5 protein-coding genes are annotated in these 6,521 nt (G+C 72.6%); all 5 read right to left on the bottom strand.

All coding sequences use genetic code 11. From position 1 onward, the window contains the following. Positions 1–114: 114 nt before the first annotated feature. Positions 115–288, bottom strand: a complete 174-nt coding sequence (locus ACSLTV_RS28520) for a hypothetical protein (RefSeq protein WP_432136754.1) — start codon at positions 286–288, stop codon at positions 115–117. A 407-nt stretch (positions 289–695) separates the two neighbouring features. Next, positions 696–2,198, bottom strand: a complete 1,503-nt coding sequence (locus ACSLTV_RS28515; protein WP_432136755.1) for an SDR family NAD(P)-dependent oxidoreductase — start codon at positions 2,196–2,198, stop codon at positions 696–698. Between the two features lie 235 nt (positions 2,199–2,433). Further along, positions 2,434–3,789 carry a wax ester/triacylglycerol synthase family O-acyltransferase gene (locus ACSLTV_RS28510; RefSeq protein WP_432136756.1) on the bottom strand — a complete coding sequence of 452 codons (1,356 nt, stop codon included), beginning with the start codon at positions 3,787–3,789 and terminating at the stop codon, positions 2,434–2,436. A gap of 215 nt (positions 3,790–4,004) precedes the next feature. Continuing rightward, a complete protein-coding gene (glgC, locus tag ACSLTV_RS28505; RefSeq protein WP_432136757.1) occupies positions 4,005–5,225 on the bottom strand; it encodes a glucose-1-phosphate adenylyltransferase in 1,221 nt (406 codons plus the stop codon). 71 nt (positions 5,226–5,296) lie between these two features. Further along, positions 5,297–6,514: a glycogen synthase gene (gene glgA, locus ACSLTV_RS28500; RefSeq protein ID WP_435613127.1), complete on the bottom strand. Its 1,218-nt coding sequence runs from the start codon at positions 6,512–6,514 to the stop codon at positions 5,297–5,299. Between the last annotated feature and the right edge of the window lie 7 nt (positions 6,515–6,521).

Genomic DNA, 6,521 nt, shown 5'->3' with positions numbered 1-6,521 from the left:
GGGGTAGCGGCTTGGGGGCGGGAGGGCCCCTTTGGGCGGGGGGGTGCTTTTCGGCGGGCGGGGGCGCGCGATCGGTGCGCCCCCGCCGTCGGCGTTCGCGCGGCGGGGACCGGCTCAGTCCACGCTGGGCAGGATATGGGGCTCGGCGAGGTCGTCCTCGTAGCCCGCCAGGCGGATCGGGGCCGAACGGGCCCACACGTCGAGGCTGCCGAGCTCGCCGGGCCGGCGGCCGACGCGCTCGCTGCGTTCCTTGGGGCGTTGCTCGCGATTCGTCTTCTCCGGTGTCACCGCGCACTCCTTATGTGTCGGGTCACCCTCGGGGCGTGCCGGTCGGTCTGCGCTCCGGCGCCTGACGCGCCCTCGGGTCATGCTTGAAGGCGGCTCGGGCGCGGTGGCGCCGATCACTGCAAGGAGAGCAAACCGCTGTGTCCGGCTTGTCCCATGACGGACGGTGGGTGTGGGTGGGACCCCTTACTGCTGTCCGTCCGCCCCAGATTAACCAGATGAGCGGGGGCCTGCTCGATAGCGCCGAAAATTTGGGGTAACTATGGCAAGTCACCCCGATGTCGTCCCATGTGAATTGACCCGTACGCCCGGAAAGTCACCCTCGGTGTCTCACCCGTTCGGTCGATCGGCGCAAGGGACCGGCAAAACGGCGCGCCGCGGCGTCCGGGCCGTCCGGGCCCGGGCGGGCGTCACCACTTGCCCGGCGCGTAGTCCTTCAGGAAGACCCCGTAGACGTCCTCGCCGGACTCGCCGCGCACGATCGGGTCGTAGACCCGGGCCGCGCCGTCGACCAGGTCCAGGGGGGCGTGGAAGCCCTCCTCGGCCAGCCGCAGCTTGTCGAAGTGCGGGCGCTCGTCGGTGATCCAGCCGGTGTCGACGGAGGTCATCAGGATGCCGTCGGCGTCGAACATCTCCTGGGCGCTGGTCCGCGTCACCATGTTGACCGCGGCCTTCGCGGCGTTGGTGTTGGGGTGGCCCGCGCCCTTGTAGCCGCGGTTGAACACTCCTTCCATGGCGCTGACGTTGACGATGTGGGCGCGCTTGCTCCGCGCCCTGCGCGCGGCCTCCGCCATCGCCGGGCGCAACTTGCTGATGAGGATGAACGGCGAGGTGTAGTTGCACAGCTGGGTCTCCAGCAGCTCCACCGGCGAGATCTGCTCGATGGTCTGCACCCAGGTGTTGCTCTCGACGACGTCCGGGACCAGACCGCCCGCGTCGATGGCGGTGCCTGCGCGGTGCCGCTCCACGCTGGCGTGGCCGGCGACCAGCGCGAGGTCGGCGACCTGCTGCGCGTCGAGTCCGCTGACGCCGACGGGCAGCGCGGCGAGGCCGTCGACCGCGCCGGAGCCGAAGGCGCCGATGACGTGGTGGGCGGGGAGTTCCCCGGCCGGCAGCGGAGCGCTCTCGCCCTCGACCAGCGCGGCGTAGGCGGAGGGCAGCCGGCGCACGGTCTGCGTGGCGTTGTTGATCAGGATGTCCAGCGGGCCCTGCTCGGCGACCTGGTCGGCCAGGGCGACGGCCTGGGCGGGGTCGCGCAGGTCGATGCCGACGACCTCCAGGCGGTGGATCCAGTCCGCCGAGTCGTCCATCGCCTTGAACCGGCGGATGGCGTCCTTCGGGAAGCGCGTGGTGATGGTGGTGTGGGCGCCGTCGCGCAGCAGCCGGAGCGCGATGTACATGCCGATCTTGGCCCGGCCGCCGGTGAGCAGTGCGCGCTTGCCGGTGAGGTCGGCGCGGGCGTCGCGCTTGGCCCGGTTGGTGCGGGCGCAGTCCGGACAGAGCTGGTGGTAGAAGTAGTCGACCTCCACGTAGCGCTTCTTGCAGGTGTAGCAGGAGCGCGGGCGCTGGAGTATCCCCGCGATCTTCCCCTCGCCGACCCGGGAGGACGGCAGGAGGCCCTCGGTCTCGTCGTCGATGCGCTGCGCGGAACCGGTGGCCGTGGCCTCGGTGACCTGCCGGTCGTGCGCCGTCTTGGCGGCCCGGCGCTCCTGGCGGCGGCGCTGCTTGACTGAGCGGTAGATGTGCGAGGTGGCGCGGCGCACGGCGATCGCGTCGGGGTGGTCCACCTCCAGCTCGTCGAGCTCCTTGAGCACGCTGAGGCAGACCGCGAGGCGCTCCGGGTCGATGCCGGGGCCGTAGGGCTCCACGGACGCGTCGTCCGTCGTCACCGGGCCGTCTTCTGTCACCGTCATCGCGCTGCCGTTCCCTGGTCCACCGAGCGGCGCGCCGACCGCGCTCGCTTTCGAACGCGGAATTTTACTTCAGCACCGGGCCCCGCCCCCAAACCCGCTCGGCCACCCGCCGCGGCCCCGGACCGGCGCCCGGCCGGCGCCGGCACGGACCCCCGACCGCGCCGGAACCGGACCCGCCCGCTCACACCTCACCATCGGGCCCGCCCGCTCACACCTCGCCGCCGGCCCCGCCCGCTCACACCACGCACACCGCGACCAGCGCCGCCACCTCCGCGGTCAGCGCCCCCGCGAACCGCTCCAGGTCAGGCACGGCCACGGCGTCGGCCACCAGTCCGAAGTGGACCCGGCCGCGGTACGTCGAGACGGCGACCGCGAGGGACTGGCCGCGCGCCAGCGGGGCGTACGGGAACACCTCGGTGAGGGGGTTGCCGCCCAGCTTCAGGCCGAGGCTGGGCAGCGGGACGCTGGTGACGAGGATGTCGAACCAGAGCCGAGCGGCCTGGCTGACCAGGGGCCCGCCGATACGGTGGCCCAGGGCGGGCACGTGGTCGGCGAGCAGCGCGACGGCGCCGGCCCCCCGGCCGGGTCCGGCGTCCTTGTTGCGGTCCATGGCCGTGCGCACGGCGGCCAGCCGCCGCAGCGGGTCGCTCTCGCCGACGGGAAGCCTTATCAGGTACCCGGAGAGCCGGTTGCCCTGCGGGTGGGCGGTGCGCGGGCGGCGCTGGGAGACGGGGATGAGAGCGCGCGGCGCCACGCCCTCGCTGCCGTCGCCGCGCTCGTCGAGCCAGCGGCGCAGCGCCCCGGCGACGACCGCGATCAGCACGTCGTTGACGGTCCCGCCGACGGTCTTGCGCACCCGGTGCACGTCGTCGAGGTCGAGGGCCACACCGGCGGTGCGGCGGGTACCGGTGGGCGCGGCGGTCAGCGCGGCGGTGGAGCGGGTGCCGAGGGTGGACACGGCGACGGAGGCGCCGATGTCGAGGGCGCGCCCGACGTCCGACAGGGCGCCGCGCACCAGCGACGGCAGCCGGCGCACGTCCGGCACCGCGCGCCGGGACGGTGCGGTGGGGCGGGGCCGCGGCTCGGGCAGGTCCAGCGGGTCGAGGACGGCGGCGGCCAGGCCGAGCGCGCGCAGGCCGTCGGCGAGGGCGTGGTGGAACTTGAACAGCACCGCGAAGGACACGCCGTCCTCGCCGGGCAGGACGTGCGCCTCCCAGGGCGGCCGACCCCGGTGCAGCGGCCGCTCCATCAGCAGCCCGGCCGCCCCCTGGAAGTCGGCGGTGGGCGAGTGCAGCCGGACGTGGCGCTGCGGGTCGAAGTGCGGGTCGCTCTCCCGGACGGCACCGCCCAGGGCCAGCGGCCGGCGCAGTTCGAGCGGTCGGTCCGGGTCGAACGGCCGCCACACGTCCCGGATGCGCATGCGCAGCCCGGGCACGGCCGCGGCCCGCGCGGCGAGCAGGTCGGCGGCGTGGGCGCCCGCTGTGGGCGAGCGGGCCGGGAACACGCCCAGGGCGCCGAGGTGCATCGGGTGCTCGGGGGACTCGATGTTCCAGAACGCCAGGTCGAGGGGTGCCAGCAGATCAGCAGTCAAGGGCTTCGCCTCGCGACGACGGGGATGAGGTGACAGCAGTCAATCGCCTGCGCGCGATTACGGTCAAGTGCGATCAGGCTACGCTCAGTTAACAGCGCATTAAGTGCCCGCCCGATTGCTCCGTACGGCCGACACGGGCGGCTCGGACCGTTCACCCGCCCGGCCCCGAACCGCCTCCCTTCGAGGCGGCCCGGGCCGCCTCGCCCCGCGCCGGGTCAGGACACCCGCTGGCCCTTCCCCAGGGCGATCACCCCACCCTTCGAGACGGTGTACAGCGCCGCGTCCCGCTCCGGGTTGACGCCGATCGTGGCCCCCGGTGGGACTTCGACGTTCTTGTCCAGCACGGCGCCCCGCACCACCGCCCCGCGGCCGATGTGGACGTTGTCGTGCAGCACGGATCCCTGCACCATCGCTCCCGGATCGACGACCACCCCCGGCGACAGCACCGAACGGGTGACCTGCCCCCGGATCAGGCACCCCGCGCTGATGATCGACTCGCTGGCCATGCCGCCCGCGTTGAACCGGGCGGGCGACAGCTGGGTGGAGTGGGTGTAGATCGGCCAGTTGCGGTTGTAGAGGTTGAACTTGGGGCGCTCGGCGATGAGGTCCATGTGGGACTCGTAGTACGTGTCGAGCGTGCCGACATCCCGCCAGTACCCCTGGTCGCGGGAGGTCTCGCCGGGCACGTAGTTCTCGCTGAAGTCGTACAGGCACGCCTCGCCGCGCACAGTGAGCTGGGGGAGGATCGAGCCGCCCATGTCGTGCACGGAGTCCTCCTCCTCCGCGTCGCGCCGCAGCGCCTCGACGAGGGCCTTGGTGGTGAAGAGGTAGTTGCCCATGGAGGCGAAGACCGACCCGGGGTCGTCGGCGAGTCCGGGCGGATCGGCCGGCTTTTCCAGGAAGCGTTCGACCGTCCGTCCGTCGGGGCCCGGTGTGATCACCCCGAACGACGACGACTCGGCACGGGGCACCCGGATGCCGGCGACGGTGACCCCGGCCCCGCTGTCGATGTGCTGGGCGAGCATCTGGCGCGGGTCCATCCGGTACACGTGGTCGGCGCCGAACACCGCCACGTACTCCGGCTGCTCGTCGTGCACCAGGTTCAGCGACTGCAGGATCGCGTCGGCGCTGCCCAGGTACCAGCGCGGGCCGAGCCGCTGCTGCGCCGGCACGGGGGTGACGTAGTTGCCGAGCAGGCTCGACATCCGCCAGGTGGTGGTGATGTGCCGGTCCAGCGAGTGCGACTTGTACTGGGTCAGCACACAGATCCGCAGGATGTCCGCGTTGACGAGGTTGGACAGCACGAAATCGACGAGGCGGTACGTCCCGCCGAAGGTCACCGCGGGCTTCGCGCGGTCCGCGGTGAGCGGCATGAGGCGCTTGCCCTCGCCGCCCGCGAGCACGATCCCCAGCACGGAAGGTCCGCCGATACGCATGGGCCGCTCCCCTCACCCTGGTGTAGAGCCATGGTTGCCCCGAGCAGACCGGAGTAAGCCTGTTCGAAGATCTAAGCCTGTTCGAGGATCTCCTCGTAGAGCCGGACCGTCCGCCGGGCGACCGCGTCCCAGCCGAACTCGTCCACCGCGCGCTCCCGTCCCGCCTCGCCCATCCGCCGGGCGGCCGCCGGGTCCCCGATCACCGCGTCCAGCGCCCGGGCGAGACCCTTGGCGAAGCTCTCGTCGTTGTCGTCGTTCTTGTCGTTCTTGTCGTTCTTGTCGTTCTCGGCGCCCTCGTCCACCGGTACGAGTACCCCCGTACGCCCGTCCTCGACGACCTCCGGGATACCACCGACCCGGGAGGCCACCACGGGCGTGCCGCATGCCATCGCCTCCAGGTTGACGATGCCGAGCGGCTCGTAGACGGACGGGCAGACGAACACGGTCGCGTGGGTGAGCAACTGGATCACCTCCGGCCGGGGCAGCATGCGCGGGATCCAGTGCACCCCGTCGCGGGCCCGGCTCAGCTCCTCGAACAGCTCGCGGAACTCCCGGTCGATCTCCGGGGTGTCGGGCGCGCCGGCGCACAGCACGACCTGCGCGGCCGGGTCGATGTCGCGCACCGCCCGCAGCAGGTGCGGCACGCCCTTCTGCCGGGTGATGCGGCCGACGAACAGCACGTAGGGGCGGTCCGGGTCCAGTCCGACGCGGGCGAGGGCGTCGGTGCCGGGGTCGGGGCGGTACAGCGTCGTGTCGATGCCGTTGTGCACGACGTGGACCCGCGCCGGGTCGAGCGCGGGATAGCAGTCGAGGACGTCGGCGCGCATGGCGGCGGAGACGGCGATCACCGCGTCGGCGGCCTCGATCGCGGTGCGCTCGGCCCAGCTGGAGAGCGCGTACCCGCCGCCCAGCTGCTCGGCCTTCCAGGGGCGCAGCGGCTCCAGCGAGTGCGCGGTCATCACGTGCGGCACACCGTGCAGCAGTTTGGCGACGTGCCCGGCGAGATTGGCGTACCAGGTGTGGGAGTGGACCAGGTCGCGGCCCGCCAGGGCACCGGCCATGGACAGGTCCACGGAGAAGGTGCGCAGGGCGTCGTTCCCGCCGTCCAGGGCGGACCAGGGGCGGTGCCGCAGGACGCCCTCGGACTTCTCCCGGGGGGTGACCTCGCCCCAGCAGTGCACCTCCAGGTCGACGAGCCGCCGCAGCTCCCGGGCGAGGAACTCGACATGGACGCCGGCCCCGCCGTACACGTCCGGCGGGTACTCACGGCTCAGCAGTCCCACTCGCACCCGGAAC

Origin of the sequence: Streptomyces sp. bgisy159 (assembly GCF_965341775.1) — a bacterium.
Taxonomy (GTDB): Bacteria; Actinomycetota; Actinomycetes; order Streptomycetales; family Streptomycetaceae; genus Streptomyces.
The sequence above is the reverse complement of the archived record's forward strand: the minus strand, read 5'-3'. Positions and strand labels throughout refer to the sequence as shown.

Coding starts and splice junctions, on each gene's coding strand:
- ACSLTV_RS28515 (WP_432136755.1), bottom strand. CDS start 2,198: ATGACGGTGACAGAAGACGGCCCGGTGACGACGGACGACGCGTCCGTG.
- glgC (WP_432136757.1), bottom strand. CDS start 5,225: ATGCGTATCGGCGGACCTTCCGTGCTGGGGATCGTGCTCGCGGGCGGC.